This window comes from Pseudomonas sp. 24 E 13 (genome assembly GCF_900004715.1).
In the GTDB taxonomy this organism is placed as follows: domain Bacteria; phylum Pseudomonadota; class Gammaproteobacteria; order Pseudomonadales; family Pseudomonadaceae; genus Aquipseudomonas; species Aquipseudomonas orientalis_A.
Genome location: NZ_CVTO01000046.1, coordinates 1 through 872 on the forward strand (window position 1 = coordinate 1; position 872 = coordinate 872).

At 64.6% G+C, this 872-nt stretch carries 1 protein-coding gene; it reads right to left on the minus strand.

Going from position 1 to position 872, the window contains the following annotated elements:
- Positions 1 to 861 (minus strand): GTPase/DUF3482 domain-containing protein (locus BFP90_RS01675; RefSeq protein ID WP_141688897.1); only part of this gene is annotated, 861 nt, incomplete at its 3' end.
- Positions 862 to 872: the final 11 nt, after the last annotated feature.

Below are 872 nucleotides of genomic sequence, written 5' to 3' on the forward strand. Positions count from 1 at the left end.
CGGCAAGTCACTGGCGGCGGCGTCCTGGGGGCGGAAACCAAATAGCTTGAGTAACGCTTCCACACATTTTTGTTCGCGCTGGCGCACGGCATTGCGTAAATCACTGATGGCTTGGGGTTCATCTTCAGTCACCACACTGCGACGGCAGGCCGCACAGTCGATCAACAGTTCGGCGATCAAGCGCGCGGCGCTTTGCTGGCGGGCCTTGCGCTGGGCCTCCTGATCAAGTATCAACCGTTCCAACTGCGGTCGTGCGCTTTCCAGCAGCAGGGCCAGGCTTTCATACAATCGGCGCTCGCCATCTTCCGGCGGCGCCACACTGTCGAAACGCACCAGCGCATGCAGGCCGAGGCGGGCCAGGGCTTCGCGCCAGTCCGGTTCGCGGTGGTCGGCGCTGCTGACGAAATTGAGCACCGGCAGCAACGGTTTGCCGCAACTGGCCAGCACTTGCAGCTCGTCACGGTACTTGGCCAGCACCGGCTCGCGGGCATCGATCACGTACAGGCCGGCGTCCGAGGCCAACAGTTGGCGCAGTACCTTGGCTTCCTGTTCGAAGCGTTGGCGCGCCTCGCTGCCCTCCAGGAACCGCGCCAGGCGTGCCGGACCATCGAGGCGTTCGCCGGGGCGGTCCAGGCGTTCCAGGTAGTCGAGCAGGCCAATGGCATCTTCCAGGCCGGGCGTGTCGTACAACTCCAGCAAGGCTTGGCCGTCCACCGACAAGCGTGCGCCCTCCACATGCCGCGTGGTGCTGGGGCGATGGGAGACTTCGCCAAAGCCGACATCGCGGGTCAGGGTGCGCAGCAGCGAGGTCTTGCCCACATTGGTATGGCCGACCACGGCGAGCTTCAGCGGTTTAGTCATGACCGGTCTCC